Source organism: Massilia sp. Root335 (assembly GCF_001425685.1).
Taxonomy (GTDB): Bacteria; Pseudomonadota; Gammaproteobacteria; order Burkholderiales; family Burkholderiaceae_D; genus Telluria; species Telluria luteola.
The window spans coordinates 164,775-181,104 of record NZ_LMCY01000005.1 but is presented as its reverse complement, the minus strand read 5'-3'; the positions used below and the strand labels follow the sequence as shown (position 1 = coordinate 181,104).

16 protein-coding genes are annotated in these 16,330 nt (G+C 63.2%); 10 read left to right on the top strand and 6 right to left on the bottom strand.

All coding sequences use genetic code 11. The features are described 5' to 3' along the window. Positions 1-52 precede the first annotated feature (52 nt). The 3 genes from dnaN (at position 53) to ASC93_RS31610 (ending at position 4,767) form a co-directional block, all read left to right on the top strand. Positions 53-1,159, top strand: coding sequence for a DNA polymerase III subunit beta (gene dnaN / locus ASC93_RS04975; RefSeq protein WP_056437999.1), 1,107 nt, complete (start codon positions 53-55; stop codon positions 1,157-1,159). A gap of 180 nt (positions 1,160-1,339) precedes the next feature. Continuing rightward, complete coding sequence (gene gyrB / locus ASC93_RS04970) at positions 1,340-3,844, top strand: DNA topoisomerase (ATP-hydrolyzing) subunit B (RefSeq protein ID WP_056437996.1); 2,505 nt, start codon at positions 1,340-1,342, stop codon at positions 3,842-3,844. Between the two features lie 326 nt (positions 3,845-4,170). Next, complete coding sequence (locus ASC93_RS31610) at positions 4,171-4,767, top strand: PEP-CTERM sorting domain-containing protein (protein ID WP_056437993.1); 597 nt, start codon at positions 4,171-4,173, stop codon at positions 4,765-4,767. Between the two features lie 147 nt (positions 4,768-4,914). Here the strand turns inward: ASC93_RS31610 and ASC93_RS04960 are convergent, their stop codons facing one another. From ASC93_RS04960 to ASC93_RS04940, 6 genes are all read right to left on the bottom strand, one after another. Further along, positions 4,915-5,481 carry an HNH endonuclease gene (locus ASC93_RS04960; RefSeq protein WP_056437990.1) on the bottom strand — a complete coding sequence of 189 codons (567 nt, stop codon included), beginning with the start codon at positions 5,479-5,481 and terminating at the stop codon, positions 4,915-4,917. A 76-nt stretch (positions 5,482-5,557) separates the two neighbouring features. Further along, positions 5,558-6,637 (bottom strand): acyltransferase, encoded by a 1,080-nt coding sequence (locus ASC93_RS04955; protein ID WP_307188969.1) that lies wholly within the window; start codon positions 6,635-6,637, stop codon positions 5,558-5,560. A gap of 306 nt (positions 6,638-6,943) precedes the next feature. Beyond that, on the bottom strand, positions 6,944-7,315 hold the full coding sequence (locus ASC93_RS04950) for a hypothetical protein (protein ID WP_056437982.1): 372 nt from the start codon (positions 7,313-7,315) through the stop codon (positions 6,944-6,946). A gap of 228 nt (positions 7,316-7,543) precedes the next feature. After that, complete coding sequence (locus ASC93_RS30360; RefSeq protein WP_157201750.1) at positions 7,544-7,741, bottom strand: hypothetical protein; 198 nt, start codon at positions 7,739-7,741, stop codon at positions 7,544-7,546. A gap of 13 nt (positions 7,742-7,754) precedes the next feature. After that, entirely contained in the window at positions 7,755-8,246 is a 492-nt protein-coding gene (locus ASC93_RS04945; protein ID WP_056437979.1) for a type VI secretion system tube protein Hcp, read from the bottom strand. 129 nt (positions 8,247-8,375) lie between these two features. Beyond that, positions 8,376-9,587 carry a PHB depolymerase family esterase gene (locus ASC93_RS04940; protein ID WP_056437976.1) on the bottom strand — a complete coding sequence of 404 codons (1,212 nt, stop codon included), beginning with the start codon at positions 9,585-9,587 and terminating at the stop codon, positions 8,376-8,378. Positions 9,588-9,915: 328 nt separating this feature from the next. Here ASC93_RS04940 and ASC93_RS30355 point away from each other — a divergent pair, with 328 nt between their 5' ends. The 7 genes from ASC93_RS30355 to ASC93_RS04900 all read left to right on the top strand — a co-directional run bounded on the left by ASC93_RS30355 (position 9,916) and on the right by ASC93_RS04900 (position 16,319). Beyond that, positions 9,916-10,104, top strand: coding sequence for a hypothetical protein (locus ASC93_RS30355; protein ID WP_056437970.1), 189 nt, complete (start codon positions 9,916-9,918; stop codon positions 10,102-10,104). 36 nt (positions 10,105-10,140) lie between these two features. After that, entirely contained in the window at positions 10,141-10,773 is a 633-nt protein-coding gene (locus tag ASC93_RS04925; protein WP_056438097.1) for an HAD hydrolase-like protein, read from the top strand. Positions 10,774-11,111: 338 nt separating this feature from the next. Beyond that, positions 11,112-11,564 carry a MarR family winged helix-turn-helix transcriptional regulator gene (locus ASC93_RS04920; RefSeq protein ID WP_056437968.1) on the top strand — a complete coding sequence of 151 codons (453 nt, stop codon included), beginning with the start codon at positions 11,112-11,114 and terminating at the stop codon, positions 11,562-11,564. Next, positions 11,561-13,603, top strand: coding sequence for an FUSC family protein (locus ASC93_RS04915; protein ID WP_056437965.1), 2,043 nt, complete (start codon positions 11,561-11,563; stop codon positions 13,601-13,603). Before ASC93_RS04920 ends, ASC93_RS04915 begins: the two co-directional genes overlap by 4 nt. Before the next feature lie 11 nt (positions 13,604-13,614). Further along, positions 13,615-13,821: a DUF1656 domain-containing protein gene (locus ASC93_RS04910; RefSeq protein ID WP_056437962.1), complete on the top strand. Its 207-nt coding sequence runs from the start codon at positions 13,615-13,617 to the stop codon at positions 13,819-13,821. Positions 13,822-13,828: 7 nt separating this feature from the next. Next, entirely contained in the window at positions 13,829-14,812 is a 984-nt protein-coding gene (locus tag ASC93_RS04905) for an HlyD family secretion protein (protein ID WP_162251794.1), read from the top strand. Between the two features lie 10 nt (positions 14,813-14,822). Beyond that, entirely contained in the window at positions 14,823-16,319 is a 1,497-nt protein-coding gene (locus tag ASC93_RS04900; RefSeq protein ID WP_056437959.1) for an efflux transporter outer membrane subunit, read from the top strand. Positions 16,320-16,330 lie beyond the last annotated feature (11 nt).

The window sequence follows — 16,330 nt, the reverse complement described above, 5'->3', positions numbered from 1 at the left end:
TTCTGGCAAAATATTGCGCAAACAACATTTTTACCCCTAATCGAGGATATCTATGCAACTGGTCAAATCCACCCGAGACACGCTTCTCCGGCCACTGCAGATCGTGAGTGGTATTGTCGAGCGTCGGCACACCATGCCGATTCTGGCCAATATCCTCATCCGCAAGAATGGCGAGAGCGTCTCGTTCCTGTCGACCGACACCGAGGTGCAGATCACGACCCTGGCCAATATCGGCTCCGGTCCCGAAGAAGCCGGCACGACCGTCGCGGCGCGCAAGCTGCTCGACATCCTGCGCGCGCTGCCGGAATCCGGCGACGTCACGATGACCCTGCTGAACAAGCGCCTCACCGTGCAGAGCGGCAAGTCGCGCTTCGCGCTGCAGACGCTGGCGGCCGAGGAATTTCCCACGGTGTCCGTGGCCGACACCTACAACGCGACCGTCACGCTGCCGCAAAAGACGCTGAAGCACCTGTTCAACATGGTGCACTTCGCGATGGCCCAGCAGGACATCCGCTACTACCTGAACGGCCTGCTGCTGGTGCTGGACGGTAATAACGTGATCGCCGTCGCCACCGACGGCCACCGCCTCGCGTTCTCGCAAGTAACGGCCGAGCAGCACTTCGAGCGCCAGGAAGTGATCATCCCGCGCAAGACCATCCTGGAACTGCAGCGCCTGCTGGAAGAAAGCGACGACACCGTCCGCCTCGACATCGCCGCCTCGCAGGTCAAGCTGACCTTCGCCGACATCGAACTCGTGTCGAAGCTGGTGGAAGGCAAATTCCCGGATTACACCCGCGTGATCCCGAAAGGCTACAAGAACGACTTCACGATCAGCCGCGAAGAACTGCTGCGTTCGCTGCAACGCGCGGCGATCATGACGAGCGACAAGTTCAAGGGCGTGCGCTGCATGATCTCCCCGGGTTCGATGAAGATCAGCTCGACCAACGCCGACCAGGAAGAAGCTGTCGAAGAACTGGAAATCGACTACGGCGGCGACACGATCGACATCGGCTTCAACGTCACGTACCTGCTGGACGTGCTGAACAACCTCAAGTGCGACCAGGTGAACATTTCGCTGGGCGATTCGAATTCGTCGGCACTGATGTCGATTCCCGACAATGGCGACTTCAAGTACGTCGTCATGCCGATGCGTATTTAATTCGGGCAAAGCGCCCATATATTCGTTGTTTGCCGTCCTGTTTGCGGCAAGAGCTGATGCAGCGATGCATGGATTCCCGCCTGCGCGGCATTCATGCATTGCGGCCCGGCCGACCGACGATCCAAGACCGCAAGGCCACGCGCCCGCCGTCTGATTCACACGTTATTTGAGAAAGCAGTCATGTCCGAGAACACTCAAGCAGTTTTGGAAGCCTCTCTACCCAAAGTGGAAGAATACGGCGCCGCGTCGATCCAGATCCTGGAAGGCCTGGAAGCCGTACGCAAGCGTCCGGGCATGTACATCGGCGACACGTCGGATGGCACCGGCCTGCACCACCTGGTGTTCGAGGTGCTCGATAACTCGATCGACGAGGCGCTGGCCGGCTACTGCACCGAGATCCACGTCACGATCCACTCCGACAATTCGATCTCGGTTACCGACAACGGCCGCGGCATCCCGACCGGCGTCAAGATGGACGACAAGCACGAGCCGAAACGCTCGGCGACCGAGATCGCCCTGACGGAATTGCACGCCGGCGGCAAGTTCAACCAGAATGCCTATAAAGTGTCCGGCGGCCTGCACGGCGTCGGCGTGTCGTGCGTGAATGCGCTGTCGAAGCTGCTGCGCGTGACCGTGCGCCAGAACGGCAAGGTGCACCAGATGGAATTCGAACGCGGCGTCCCGCTGAACCGCGAAATCGAAATCCGCGACGGTTTTGAAGTCTCTCCGATCAAGGTCATCGGCGAAACCGACAAGCGTGGCACCGACGTGCATTTCTGGGCCGACGAGGAAATCTTCACGCACGTCGAATTCCACTACGAGATCCTGTCGAAGCGCATCCGCGAACTCTCGTTCCTGAACAACGGCGTCAACATCAAGCTGACCGACCAGCGCACCGGCAAGGAAGAAATCTTTGCCTTCGAGGGCGGCACCCGCGGCTTCGTGGAATACATCAACAAGGCCAAGACCGTCCTGCACCCGACCGTGTTCCAGGCCACCGGCGAGCGCCAGTCGGAAAACGGCACCAATATCTCGGTGGACGTGTCGATGCAGTGGAACGACGCCTATAACGAGCAGGTGCTGTGCTTCACGAACAATATCCCGCAGCGCGACGGCGGCACCCACCTGACCGGCCTGCGCGCGGCGATGACGCGCGTGATCAACAAATACATCGACGAGAACGATTTCGCCAAGAAGGCGAAGGTCGAGATCTCCGGCGACGACATGCGCGAGGGCCTGACCTGCGTGCTGTCGGTAAAAGTGCCTGAGCCGAAGTTCTCGTCGCAAACGAAAGACAAGCTCGTGTCGTCGGAAGTGCGCGGCCCGGTCGAGGAAATCGTGGCGAAGACGCTCACCGACTTCCTGATGGAAAAGCCGAACGACGCCAAGATCATCTGCGGCAAGATTGTGGAAGCCGCGCGCGCACGCGAAGCCGCGCGCAAGGCCCGCGACCTCACGCGCCGCAAGGGCGTGATGGACGGCCTGGGCCTGTCGTCGAAACTGGCGGACTGCCAGGAACGCGACCCGGCGCTGGCCGAGCTGTACATCGTCGAGGGTGACTCCGCAGGCGGTTCCGCCAAGCAGGGCCGCGACCGCAAGTTCCAGGCCATCCTGCCGCTGCGCGGCAAGGTGCTGAACGTGGAAAAGGCGCGCTTCGAAAAGATGCTGTCGTCGGAACAGATCACGACCCTGATCGCGACCCTGGGCACGTCGATCGGCCCGGACGAGTTCAACGTCGACAAGCTGCGCTACCACCGCATCATCATCATGACCGACGCGGACGTCGACGGCGCCCACATCCGCACCCTGCTGCTGACCCTGTTCTACCGCCAGATGCCGCAACTGGTCGAGCGCGGCCACATCTACATCGCGCAGCCGCCGCTGTACAAGGTCAAAGCCGGCCGCGACGAGCGCTACCTCAAGGACGACGTGGAGGAAGCGAGCTACATGATGCGCTTCGCCCTGAACGGCGCCGCGCTGCTGCCGAAGGAAGGCGCGGAGCCGGTCACCGACGGCGCGCTGGGCGACCTGGTCGACAAGTACAACAAGGCCAACGCGATCATGATGCGCCTGTCGCGCGTGATCGACCGCGCGGCCCTGTCCGCCATCATGACCGGCGTGAAGCTGGACCTGTCGAGCCAGGAAGCGGCCGAGAAATCGGGCGAAGCACTGGCGAACGCGATCCACGACCCGAGCGTGAAGGTGGGCGTGCGCTCCGACGAACTGTCGGACAAGCACAGCCTGCGCATCGAACGCATCCACTACGGCAACGTGCAAGTGACCTCGATCGACGCCGACTTCGTCGCCGGCGCCGATTACCGGACGCTGGAAAACTCGGCCGAAACGTTCCAGGGCCTGATGGGCGAAGGCGCCATCATCCGCCGCGGCGAAGGCGACAAGATGAAGGAATTCGCCGTCCGCGACTTCCAGCAGGCCATGGAATGGCTGCGCGAAGAAGCCGAGCGCGGCGTCTCCAAGCAGCGCTATAAAGGTCTGGGCGAGATGAATCCCGAGCAGTTGTGGGAAACGACCATGGATCCGACCGTGCGCCGCCTGCTGAAGGTGCAGATCGAGGACGCGATTGCGGCGGACCAGATCTTTACCACGCTGATGGGTGACGAGGTCGAGCCGCGTCGTCACTTTATCGAGTCGAATGCGCTGCAGGCGGGGAATATTGACGTCTGATGATCGGCCAACGGGAAAAGTGAAAACCGATGGAATCGGGCGACACAGTTATTGAGAATCCGGCAAAAGCGTCTACCGCGAACATGATGTTTTTGCCGGCGTCCCCCTTCCGTTCAAAGCCCCTCCGGGGGCTTTTTTCTTGGCGCAAGCGGCAAGACAGAGTGTTTTGCCATCCCGTTGTCGGAAAATCTGACAACCTTCTCCTCGCCATGAAATTCCATTGAAAAAAAGCAAGTATTTTCAAGGACTTATCAGGTTTGGCATACGAATTGCTCTATTGCATTTAGCGATGCTTTCACGAAGCTAAAACTATAAAGGAATCCAAAATGAAGAACATCCTGATCTCGATGGCTGCGGCCACGCTGCTGATCAGCCAAGTTGCCAGCGCCAGCGTGCTTGTCACCACGGAACTTCCGGAAAGCGCCTACATCACTGTCGGCAAATATGACATCGCGTGGATTTCGCCATGGAGCCAGTTCGCTACCCCGGGCGGCATCGATTTTTCGTACCAGCAGGCGTATGGCTGGGATCGCATGACCAACGCGCAATATAACGAAATCGGCGGCCTGACCGCCCAGAATTTCGCGAAAGTCGGCGCGAACGTCGACTACAAGACCGGCAACAACCTGGACGAAGCCAGCGGCGCCAATCTGCAATACGTCGTCGATGGCGACCCGCTGTTCGACGTCGCGGTCGCAAGCCCGTGGTTTACGACGAGCAACTGGATCGACTGGGGCCAGGGCGCCGTAGGTCAGTGGAGCCTGGCTGATGGCGACATCGGCGGCGGTTGCGAAGGCAGCTGCAACGAATCGCTGGCGGTCCGCCTGCACAAGGACACCACGAATGTGCCTGAGCCGGCCACGCTGGCATTGTTCGGCCTGGGCCTGATCGGTTCCGGTATTGCACGCCGCCGCAAGGTCTGAGCCCCGGCTGCGTGAATCGGGCCCGCTTCGGCGGGCTTTTTGTTTTTAAACCGCCTTCCCGATCGCGCCGCGACGGCATTGGCGATGCTCAGCAATGACCGGATCGCAAAGGCCATTTGCATCGATGCTGTTATTCGTACGTGACCGTCAATTCAACAACCGGCTATGCTTTGGCAGCTGTGCCGTCAAATACTCGTGTTGGTCAGCAAGAATATTGCGGCCCCTCAGCAGGTAATGCTCCGCGCGGCATGGCACGTAAGGTACGTAGATCAGCGGCCGGAATTGCTCGACCAGCAGATTGCCTTTCTCCTGATTGCAGCGTTTGCAGGCGGTTACGCAGTTCATCCACGTGTCTTTGCCGCCGCGCGACTTCGGCAGGATATGGTCGCGCGACAGGTCCTTGTGCGCGAAGCGGTTGCCGCAGTAGGCACAGGTATAACGGTCGCGCTTGAACAGGAGATCGTTCTGGTGCGTCAGCGGCAGTCCGACCTTGAACATGCGCGTCATGATCTCGCTGCCGGCGATGGCAATAATCGGCTTGACCGCGATCTTCGACTGCACGCCTGAACGGGAATAGCCGCCGCGGAAAACGAACTCGCGGTCGCCCAATTCCCAGGCCACCTTGCCGGTTACGTAATACAAAATCGCGTCTTCTGGCGGGATCCAGTCGAACGGATTGCCCGCAATATCGAGTGCCAGGATCTGGGTGTTCATCGTGTCCACCTTCGTCTGATTGGCACAGACTATCTTCAATACAAAAAAAAGTCAGCAACTGATGCTGACTTTCGTTTTAGCTCCGCACTCTGGCCGGCTTCGCGGCAAACGGCCGCACCGCGGCCGGCTGCGCCAACCCGGACAGGAATCGCCCGAGGGGCGTCTCGACCCAGTGGAAAAACAGGGCACCCGCCGCCACGCTGGCCGCCCATGCCCACACCACGCCGGCACCTTGCAGATACGCATCGTCCGGCACGAAGCGCGTGAACGCCGCGTTCACGACGAGGCACACCGGAAAGTGTACGAGAAAAATTGAGTACGAGATCTTGCCGAGGTAATTGACGACGGACCAGCCCGAGCTTGCGTACGTGCTCAGCCGCGTGCGGCCGAACAGGAACAGGACGCTGGCAACCACCGCCGCCACCGCGATGCGGATCCGGAAATCGAGTCCCAGCGCCAGCACGGTCGGCACGATCATCATCAACAGCAAAGCGAACGTCGCGATGAACGGCCGGCGCGGATCGCTCGCCCACCACGCGAGAATGCCCAGGCCGTAGCTGCCGAAGAAATAGGGTGCCCACACGTCGAAATCGGCGTCGCGATTGAAGTACAGCAAGGAGATGCTCACGCCCAGCGTCACCAGCAGGGGCATCAGCCAGGTCGTGGGCCGGTTGCCGGCGATGCGTCCACCCAGCCACAGCAGGCCGGTGATCAGCGCATACAACTGGAAATCGATGGCGACATACCAGGCGCCGGCGGACAGCGACTCATAGCCCAGCACGCTTTGCAGCAGGAGAACGTGCGCGGCCAGCTGGGACAGATTGGGCGGCGCCGAGATCGAATCGTGGACCATCCACGTGCGCGCGAGCGCGGACGCGCCGATCGCCAGGAACATGGCCACGATGAATGGCGGGGCCAACTTGATGTAGCGACGCCAGATCGTGCCCAGCGGGTTGCCGATGCCGGGCAGGCCAGCGGGCGACAGGGATTTCGCGACGAGGAAGCCGCTGATGACGAGGAAGGCCTGGACGGCGATGCGGCCATTGTGGTCGAGCCAGTCGATGATCGACGGCATCAACGGCCGCGCGGCGTCGGCCATCGGGCCGTAGAACGCAAGGTGATGCAGCACGATCAGTTGCGCAGCACCGGCTTTCAAGAGGTTGATCAAGCCAAACTGTTTTTGGACCGCTGCGTTCGGTCCGGACACTCCCGAATCTTTCATGTGTGAGCCCAGCCATTCAAAGTTGCCCAATGCCAATCAAGCAACAAAGTTGTCGATACAGTTGAGCGGGCGGCCATGATAGCCGAGCTGACTCGTGCGGGACCACGCTTTACACCTCGTAAAGCTTGTTACATAAAGATGCAAATCAGTTTTACAAATAGTGGCCGAGATCGAGTTTTGCGGAGGATCCCGGCCGCGCGAAGCGGTCAAAGCGGCATCGCCGGTGCAGAAATCGCGCCGTCAGCAGGTTCCGCCGGCGATGCTCTTACCTGTTTTCAGATCAAAACCGAAGTAACAGGTATACCCGTCAGCGGGTGCGAATGTGCACCACACATTCTCCTTGCTCCGGCTGCGCGCACCCTTCTCCCTGATGCACGTTTCCTTGTCATCTGGAGGGATCGCATTGAAGATGTCCTTTGCCGATTGGCCTTCGACGATGAAAGACAACTTGCGATCCTCCTTGGTCGGCGCCTGCTGGTCACCCAAGTCGCCGGAGTAAATGGTGTATTCGCCCTTGAACGGCCGATATGGCGCCGGCCGATGGAGTTGCTCGCCAGCGTATGCCAAAGTAAGCAGCGAGGTTGTACCCAAGATTGCCAAAGTCTTCTTCATATTGTGCTTGCCCGTACTTCCACATGGAAGTGATTGTCGTGATTCTTTAGCGGCAGGACGCCTGGAATACTCAGATCGTTGAAGTACACTTTGATCACCGCAGGATGCGACTGAAAGAGACCGATAAGCCTTTCCGTGGCTTCTCTGTCATAACCGGCCTGAAAATAATTTACTGCAACACAAGCGCCATCTTTTCGCAAAGGGCGGATGTCGACCTGCAGGCCATTCTTATGTGAAGCATGCGGTTTGAACTTGCCGCCGCCCGGCAAGCTGATGTTCGATGAATAGGATCAGCGTCATCATCGCGGGATGGGCATATTGCCCGCCTCCCTGATCCGGCGTGCCATCCACGTAATAGCCTGCATCTTCGGGAGCTTGCGGGAGCATGAAGTAACCACGCGAATCTCTGGGTTGGACTTCGGGCATGGCCAGCCTCCACTCACATGATGCGATTGGTTGCCAAGTCCCAGCCGCCGGCCGTGTTGCCGCCTGCGCCACCGCCGATTTTCTGCTGGGTGTATTTCCATTTGACCTTCGAAAACTTGAGGGCCACGGAATCCTGGAGAATGCCACCTTCATGAGCAGCCTGATTCACGCCGCCAATCAACACGTTTTCCAGTTCAACCTCGTAATACTTGACCGGCTTGCCGTCGCTGTCGGCACGCATGAATTCAAGCTTGGCTTTAGGAATTGTCTTCCCTGCCGAACAGACCTGCATCAACAGGGGTGACGACAGATCGGCGAGCTTCGTTACCGTAATGCTACGGTGTTCGCAACGTTCGGCTGTGTGGCCGCCAGCAGTCGACGCCGTCGCTGACTTGGGCTGCAAAACACCCCACTGGGCAGACGTCAGTTCAATCCATCCCTGGTGAGCGGAATCCTGCGACTCTCCTTTGATACCATCAATTTGCAGATACACGTCGATTGCCATGAAGTCGTCTCCAAGGTTGAGGGTGAATCACTTCTGCGATGAAGACACGAAGTATTCACCCGAACCCAGCAGACGCGCGATGCGTTTCGTCAAGCAAAACGACATCGCGACGCATGACAGTCTGTTCGCTCAAGAACAACTACCATACGCGTAATACCCCGCCGACGTCTGCCTGACATCCGTATACGCCATCAGCATGTAATACCCCAGATACTGGTTCGAATTCTTCGCATACACCTGGCCATCGGCGCCGATATAAGCCCGGCCGGCTGCCACGTGCGACACATTGCTGGCATACCAGTGGCTGCACGTGAACGGCGCCGCCTTGTTGCCGCTGACGATCTTGTCGATCATGGTCTTGATGGCGACCATCTGCCCGCCGCTCTTGGCCGGGAAATTCACGTCCTCGTAACCCCACCAGTCCCAGCAACCGCCCGGATTGTTCGCCGTGACGATCGTTTGCGGATACAGCACGATGATGTTGTTCGTATCGGCCCAGCGGTTATAGCCCGCATTCTGATAAAAGGCCGTGCCAACGACGGAGGCGCTTTGCAGGCAGCCGTGGAATGCCACGTGCAACCGGCATGACTGTCCCGCCGCGCAGGGCGCCGGCACGTAGGCGTAGCCGCTGCTGGCCATGCTGTAAGTATTCGGGTTGAAGTTGCCCCAGAAGACGGACTGGTCGAAATTAATAAAACTGCCGCTCAGGGTGCCCGTATTCTTGGGATTCAGCGGTCCATAAATCCATTTCAGGATTTCGCCCGCGGTATCGAAGTTGCAGTTGTCGACGTAAGGGCTGCCGTTGATGGCGCAGCCGTTGCCGAAGAAATCCGTCGGGACCGAATGCTCGGCCGCGAGATTGTTCTTGTAATAGATATTGGCGGCCGGGAGGTAACTGCCATACATCGTCTTGAGATCGTCCATGACGGGCTGGCGCACCGTGGAATCGATCGTTCCCGACAACAAATAGACCTTCGATGCCGCCATATTGCTGGTCGGGTCGATATAGCCATTGCCCGACCACGTATTCACCACCGACGTCAGGTACGGCAGATTGCGCGAGCCGGTATTCGCCATGCACGGGCCGATCGAGATCGCGGCATTGCCCTGCGAGCAGTAATAAGGGCCGCCGGCGATGACGCCCGCGCCCTTCCTGACCGTCTTCGAATACGCGAAATGCATCTGCACGGCCATGTCGGCGCCGGACGAAAAGCCGGAGACGGATACGTCGTTCACGCTGACGTTGTATTTGGGGAGCGCGACGACCGCCGCGAAGGCGCTCGTGCCGAGAAAGCCAATGAGGATGCCGGCAAGATGTCTTGCCTTGATCAGGATTGCCATGTTGTCTCCGATTGTTGTTGTGAGATTGACTCGAATCAGATTAGTTGAGGTAGACCGATGTGCAAGCGCAAAGCAATGTGCGCGCTTGATCAGGCGGCTGTGCAAAAACGCCCGCCGGCACCATTGCCACCGTCGAGATCTCGACCCGCAAAACGCGCTCGTCGGTTGCCATGTCCGGCGCGGAGATGCAGAAGGTGCTGCCAGGCGTGAATCCGCTGAAGGCATTGCAGACGCTGCCGGGCGTGCGCTTCCAGCCGGCCGACCCGTGGGGCAACAATGAGCAGAACCTGGCGCTGCTCGTGCACGGCTTCAATGGCACAAGGCCCGCTTGCAGGTCGTCGTCTGGACCTTCCGTCCGGAGAACGCCTTCCTCGCGGCCGACTTCCGCGACGGCGCCGGCTTGAGCGCGCGCCACGACGCAGGGTCGGTCGCGGAGATCCGGCGCTATCTCGAGACGGACATCGATGGGCTGTTCTCGGACGATCCGGCGCTCACCCGCAAGGCCATCGACGGCTGATCGTCGCCCACGTGGCGCGGCGTGTACCATGTGCGCATGACTTACCGCCTCGCCATGTTCGATTTCGACGGCACGTTGGCCGACTCGTTTCCCTTTTTCGTCAGCGTCTTCAACACGGTCGCCGACCGCCACGCGTTTCGCCGGATCGACATCGAACGCGCCGGCGAGTTGCGCCACCTCGGCGTGCGCCAGATGATGGACCACGTCGGCATGCCGGCCTGGAAGCTGCCGCTGGCCTCGAAGACCTTCGTGGCGATGATGCAGGACAGCGCCCACGCTATTCCCCTGTTCGACGGCATCGCGGACGCGCTGCGGCACCTGCACGATTACGGCGTGCCGCTCACCGTCGTGTCGTCGAATTCCGAGCACAACGTGCGCGCGGTGCTGGGGCCGGAACTGGCGGCGCTGATCCGGCGCTTCGACTGCGGCATGTCCGTCTTCGGCAAAGCGAGCCGCATCCGCGCCGTGCTCAAGGCCTGCGGCGTGGCGCCCGCGGATGCGCTCTACATCGGCGACCAGGCCACCGACGCCGAAGCCGCGCGCAAGGCCGGCGTGGCGTTCGGGGCCGTGCACTGGGGTTATGCCGCCATCGAAGCCCTGCGTGAGCAGGCGTGCGCCACCGAGTTCGTGACGCCGGCGGAGCTGCGCCGGATCGCTGCCGCAGCCTGACGCCTGACCAGCGGCCGTCGCGTCACGGGTAACGTGGGCGCCCCGTGCGCACACGCTCAACCGGCTCATGCCCGGCCAACACGATGCACTCGCACTACGGGTAGGGTGGGCGCCCCGCGCCCACGCGTTCAACCGGCTCATGCCCGGCCAACACGATGCACACGTCACGCGTGGGCAGCGCATGCCGCACGTCCATGCCGCCGTTATCGGTCGAGTTGCCCACCCTACGGCTGACGCTAAGGATAGCGCCGTGTCCGCCATGCGTTGCATGAAAATAGTTTGCATGCTAAACTTTCGCATATCAACAGTACTCAAACAAAGTATTTACGCGAACCGACATGCGCCTATCCGACCAGACCCTGAGCAGTCTCACCGCCGCGCTGACCCACGCGTCGCGCGCCTACCGTGCCGCCGCCGACAAGGTCGCGTCCGATTTCGGCCTGTCCCAGGCGACCGGCCTGCCGGTGCTGGTCATCCACCGCTTCGGCGACAACGGCGTGCGGCCGGGCATCCTCGCCGAGACGCTGAGCCTGGAAGCGTCGTCGCTCGTGCGCGTCGTCGACCACCTGATCGGATCGGGCCTGGTCGAGCGCCATGAGGACCCGCAGGACCGCCGCGCCAAGATCCTGCGCCTGACCGACGAGGGCCTGAAAACGGCCCACCAGATGGACCAGGCCCTGACGCCCTTCCGCCGCAAGCTGTTCGGGGAGTTCGACGCGGCCGACGTCGAGGCCACGCTGCGCGTCCTGTCCGGCCTGCCGACCGCCATCGCCACGATCCAGGCCGCATGAACACACCCACCCGGTCGGAGATTCTGTTCTCCGTCAAGTCATTCGCGGCAGCGATGCTCTCGGTATATTTATCGATGCGCATCGGACTGCCGCGACCCTTTTGGGCGATGATGACGGCGTACATCTGCGCCGCGCCGTTCGCCGGACCGACCCGCTCCAAGGGTCTGTACCGCGCGGGCGGCACCGTCCTGGGCGCCATCGCGGTCACGTTCCTCGTGCCGCGCCTGATCAACTCGCCCGAACTGCTGTCGCTGACGCTGGCGCTGTGGATTGCCGGCTGCCTGTATTTCTCGCTGCTCGACCGCACGCCGCGCTCCTACATGCTGATGCTGGGCGGCTACACGGCCGGCCTCATCGCCTTCCCCGCCGTGAACGATCCGAGCGCCATCTTCGACATCGCCCTCGCGCGCGTCGAGGAAATCCTGCTCGGCATCACTTGCGCCACCGTCGTGCACAGCCTCGTGCTGCCGCAACCGTTCGGTCCGATGCTGCTGGCGCGCCTGGACAATGCCGTGCGCGACGCCCACCACTGGATCCGCGACGCCCTGAATCCGGCCGGCGATGCGCGCGCCGCCTCCGACCGCCGCAAGCTGGCCGGCGACATCACCGAGATGCGCCTGATGACGACCCACCTGCCGTTCGACACGTCGCACCTGCGCTGGACGGAGACGGCCGTGAACGCGCTGCAGGAACGCCTGGCCGCGTTCGTGCCCATCGTCTCCGGCGTCGAAGACCGCCTGACCGCGCTGCGCGACATGGGAGCCACGGACGTGTCGGCACGCTGGCGCGTGCTGCTCAAGGACGTCGTCGCCCTCACCGAAACGCCGAAAGACGTGGCGCTCGATGCCCCGGGCGCCGCCTTGCGCCAGCGCATCGACGCGCTCGAACCGGCGGTGAACGAGGAACTCGGCTGGACCGGCATGATCGAAGTGAACCTGGCCGCGCGCCTGCGCCGCCTGATCGACGTCTGCATCGAAACGCGCGCCTTGCGCCAGCACATCGACGCCGGCGTGCACGGCAGCCTGCCCGAGGCCGTGCGCCATCTGCCGGGCGTGCCGATGAGCGCGCTCCACCACGACCGCGGCATGGCCGTGCTGTCCGCCTTCGCCGCCGCGGTCGCCGTGCTGGCCTGCTGCGCGTTCTGGATCCTGACCGGCTGGCCGTCCGGCGCGGCCGCCCCGATGATGACCGCCGTGCTGTGCTGCTTCTTCTCCACGCAGGACAATCCGGTGCCGTTCATCAAGACCTTCATGTGGTATTCGATCTTTTCGATCCCGCTGTCGGCCGTTTATCTGCTGGGCATCCTGCCGGCCGTGCACGGCTTCGAGTCGTTCATCCTCGCGTGCGCCCCGACCTTCCTCGTGCTGGGTGTGTTCGTCGCACGGCCCGCGACGTATGGCCGCGCCATCCCCTTCCTGTTCGGCATCTGCGGCACCCTGGCGATGGTCGACACGCACAACGCCGACATGGTCTCCTTCATGAACAGCACGCTGTCGCAGGTCGTCGGCTACGTCGCGGCCGCCGTCACCACGAGCGTGTTCCGCACCGTCGGCGCCGGCTGGACGGCGCGCCGCCTGTTGAAGGCCGGCTGGCGCGAGCTGTCGCGCCTGGGCAGCGGAGAACGGGTGCCGTCGCTGCCGGAATTCTCGGCGCGGATGGTCGACCGCGTCGGCATGCTGACGCCGCGCCTGGCGCTGGCCGGCAAGGACCAGGACCTGCAAGCCGTGGACGCCCTGCGCGACCTGCGCATCGGCCTGAACATGACCTTGCTGCAAAGCGTGCGCGCCCAGCTGGGGCGCGGCGAAGCGGCCGTCGGCCCGCTGATGAAGCAGCTGTCGCGCCATTTCGCGCTGCGCCCGGCCGTCGACGCCGGTTGCGAACGCAGCCTGCTGGATACGCTCGACAACGCCCTGCGCGCCATCTGCGCCGGCCAGCGCGACGCGGCCCAGCGCGAGGCCCTGGCGGCGCTCACCGGCATGCGCCGCGACCTGTTTCCCAAGGCGGCGGCCTATGCGCCGTCGCTCGCAACCGCACTCTGAAAGGCGATCCGATGATCGGCGAAGTCAGCATCTACGGCCTCTACGTTCCTCCGCTCCTGCTGCTCGCGCTGGCGGCGCTGGTGGTATCGCGGCTCATCAATCTGGTCCTCGCCAGGACGGGCTTTTACCGCCTGGTCTGGCACCCGGCCCTGTTCGATTTTTCCCTGTTCGTCATCGTGCTCGGCGCACTGACGTATTACACACGCAACTGGTCTTGAGATGGCAATGAAAACTATTTTGGCGGCGATTGGCCGGGTAAGTCTCACGGCGGTGGTGACCGCGGGCGCGGTCTACGCGGGCTGGCAGCTGTGGCACCACTACGAGCTCGAACCCTGGACGCGCGATGGCCGCGTGAAGGCCTATGTCGTGCAGGTGGCGCCCGATGTGACGGGCCAGGTGACCAAGGTCCACGTCCACGACAACCAGCAGGTGAAAGCGGGCGAGCCGCTGTTCGAGATCGACCGCGCCCGCTTCGAACTGGCCCTGCGCCAGGCCGACGCCCAGGTGACGGCGGCCGCAGCCGCGCTGGCCCAGGCGCAGCGCGAGAACAAGCGCAACACCCAGCTCGACGACCTCGTGTCGCAGGAAACCCGCGAGCAAGGCGAGACCCGCACCGACCAGGCCAGAGCCGCGCTGGCGCAAGCGATCGTCAACCGCGACACGGCCCGGCTGAACCTCGAGCGCACGCACGTCGTGTCGAGCGTGGACGGCATCGTGACGAACCTCGACCTGCGCGAGGGCGCCTACGCCACCACGGCGCATCCGGTGATGGCCGTCGTCGACAGCGGCTCGTTCTATGTCGAAGGCTATTTCGAGGAAACGAAGCTGCCCGGCATCCAGCTGGGCGATCCGGTCGACATCACGCTGATGGGCACGCGCCAGCCGATCCACGGCCACGTCGAAAGCGTCGCCGAAGGCATCACCGACCGCGACCGCAGCACGGGCGCCAACATGCTGCCGAACGTGAACCCGACCTTCAACTGGGTCCGCCTGGCCCAGCGCGTGCCGGTGCGCATCGCCCTCGACCGGGTGCCGGCCAACGTGCGGCTCGTGGCCGGGCAGACGGCGACCGTCAAGGTGCTGCCGGCCGCGGCCAAACCCGCTTCCACGCCCGCTGTCACGCCCGCTGCGGCACCCGCGGCACCGGCCAGGGCGGCCGCTGTCGTCGCCGTCGCCGCCGCCAAGTCCGCAACCGCCACCACGCATTGACGCAACGATCATGAACCTTTACCGCTCAACCGCCAGGAAAGCATGCGCGCTGACGCTGATGGCGGCGGCGCTGGCCGCCTGCACGACGGTCGGCCCCGACTACCACGTGCCGAACGAGGCCGTGATCAAGCGCGACGCGGCCAACGCCCCGTTCATGGGCGCGACCGAAACGCCGTTCAAATCCGACCCGCTGCCGGCCGACTGGTGGCATCTGTACCAGGACCCGCTGCTCGACAAGCTGATCGCCAAGGCCTTCACCCACAACGCCGACCTGCGCGTGGCCGCCGCCAACCTGCAACGCGCGCACGGCGTGCTGGACGAGGTCGAGGAAAAGAAACGCCCCGAAGTCGAGATGAGCGCCGCCCCGCTGTACGGCCGCATCGCCGGCGCGCAGCTGGGCATCCCGGAACAATTACCCACCGACGGCCTGTACGACGGCGACATCAAGATCGGCTACACGCTCGACCTGTGGGGCCGCATCCGCCGCGCCGTCGAAGCGTCGGAAGCGGACGTCGACGCCGCGCAGGCCGCCAGCGACCTCACCCACGTGATCGTCGCGGCCGACACGACCCGCGCCTATGCGGAAGCGTGCTCGGCCGGCTATCAGCTCAAGGTGGCGCAGCAATCCGTCGACCTGCAGGCAAAATTCGCCAGGCTCACGGCCGAACGCGTCCAGCGCGGCCGCGGCATCGCCATCGACACCACCCGGGTCCAGGCCCAGCTCGAGCAACTGCGCGCCAGCCTGCCGCCGCTGGAAGCCCGGCGCCGCACGGCGTTGTACCGCCTTGCCGTTTTGACCGGCGAAGTGCCGAGCCAGTTCCCGGCCGAAGTCGCGCAATGCGCCACGCCGCCGCGCGTCGCAGCGACGATCCCCGTCGGCGACGGTGCCGCCCTGCTGCGCCGCCGTCCGGACGTGCGCCAGGCCGAACGCCAGCTGGCCGGCGCGACCGCGCGCATCGGCGTGGCGACGGCCGAGCTGTACCCGAACATCACCCTGGGCGCATCGGTCGGCGCGGTCGGCATGATGAGCCAGTTCAACGATGCGAATACCTGGAAATTCAGCCTCGGCCCGCTGATCTCATGGAACCTGCCGGCCACCAGCTCGGCCCGCTCCCACATCGCCCAGGCCAAGGCCAACACGACGGGTGCGCTGGCCCGCTTCGATGCGGTCGTGCTGAACGCGCTGCGCGAGACGGAAAGTGCGCTGACCGTCTACGCCCGCGAACTCGACCGCAACGCCTTCCTGCGCGCCGCGCGCGACCAGAGCGCGCTGGCATCGCGCCAATCGGCCAAGCTGTACCAGTTCGGCCGCACGGACTTCCTGTCCCAGCTGGACGCGGACCGCACGCTGGCCAGCGCCGAGAGCATGCTGGCCGCGTCCGACGCGCAGTTGGCGGCGGACCAGGTGCAGTTGTTCCTGGCCCTCGGTGGGGGTTGGGAGAACACGCACACGGCCCACGACAAGCACGACACCGCGCAGGTGGCGCAGGCGCGTCACGCGAAGTGACGCGCCTGTCG

Coding starts and splice junctions, on each gene's coding strand:
- dnaN (WP_056437999.1), top strand. CDS start 53: ATGCAACTGGTCAAATCCACCCGAGACACGCTTCTCCGGCCACTGCAG.
- gyrB (WP_056437996.1), top strand. CDS start 1,340: ATGTCCGAGAACACTCAAGCAGTTTTGGAAGCCTCTCTACCCAAAGTG.
- ASC93_RS31610 (WP_056437993.1), top strand. CDS start 4,171: ATGAAGAACATCCTGATCTCGATGGCTGCGGCCACGCTGCTGATCAGC.
- ASC93_RS04960 (WP_056437990.1), bottom strand. CDS start 5,481: ATGAACACCCAGATCCTGGCACTCGATATTGCGGGCAATCCGTTCGAC.
- ASC93_RS04950 (WP_056437982.1), bottom strand. CDS start 7,315: ATGAAGAAGACTTTGGCAATCTTGGGTACAACCTCGCTGCTTACTTTG.
- ASC93_RS30360 (WP_157201750.1), bottom strand. CDS start 7,741: ATGCCCGAAGTCCAACCCAGAGATTCGCGTGGTTACTTCATGCTCCCG.
- ASC93_RS04945 (WP_056437979.1), bottom strand. CDS start 8,246: ATGGCAATCGACGTGTATCTGCAAATTGATGGTATCAAAGGAGAGTCG.
- ASC93_RS04940 (WP_056437976.1), bottom strand. CDS start 9,587: ATGGCAATCCTGATCAAGGCAAGACATCTTGCCGGCATCCTCATTGGC.
- ASC93_RS04925 (WP_056438097.1), top strand. CDS start 10,141: ATGACTTACCGCCTCGCCATGTTCGATTTCGACGGCACGTTGGCCGAC.
- ASC93_RS04920 (WP_056437968.1), top strand. CDS start 11,112: ATGCGCCTATCCGACCAGACCCTGAGCAGTCTCACCGCCGCGCTGACC.
- ASC93_RS04915 (WP_056437965.1), top strand. CDS start 11,561: ATGAACACACCCACCCGGTCGGAGATTCTGTTCTCCGTCAAGTCATTC.
- ASC93_RS04910 (WP_056437962.1), top strand. CDS start 13,615: ATGATCGGCGAAGTCAGCATCTACGGCCTCTACGTTCCTCCGCTCCTG.
- ASC93_RS04905 (WP_162251794.1), top strand. CDS start 13,829: ATGAAAACTATTTTGGCGGCGATTGGCCGGGTAAGTCTCACGGCGGTG.
- ASC93_RS04900 (WP_056437959.1), top strand. CDS start 14,823: ATGAACCTTTACCGCTCAACCGCCAGGAAAGCATGCGCGCTGACGCTG.